Here is a 269-nt window from a genome sequence, read left to right on the forward strand (position 1 = left end):
TTGACACGCTTCTGTCACAGGCAAAACAAATCGACCCACAGTTCCATATTGAAAAAGTAATTTATGGTGGGGCACTGTGGCCTGAACACCGCAAAAAATGGTTGATCGAGACGCTGGGTATTAAGACGTTTCACAGTATTCTGGCGGCCAATGACGGTGCGCAGATTGGCTACCAGTCTCCGCCATTGCAGGGTGTCGAGCATTATCTGGTTGATGATTATAACTATGTTGAAATAGTTGATGACCTCGGAAATCCCGTGGCCGACGGC

At 48.0% G+C, this 269-nt stretch carries 1 protein-coding gene; it reads left to right on the forward strand.

The genetic code is table 11. The features are described 5' to 3' along the window. The coding region (locus tag SB765_RS30040; protein ID WP_410932550.1) for a hypothetical protein at positions 1–269 on the forward strand (269 nt) is incomplete at both ends.

Source organism: Pseudomonas sp. SIMBA_067 (assembly GCF_046534675.1).
In the GTDB taxonomy this organism is placed as follows: Bacteria; Pseudomonadota; Gammaproteobacteria; order Pseudomonadales; family Pseudomonadaceae; genus Aquipseudomonas; species Aquipseudomonas putida.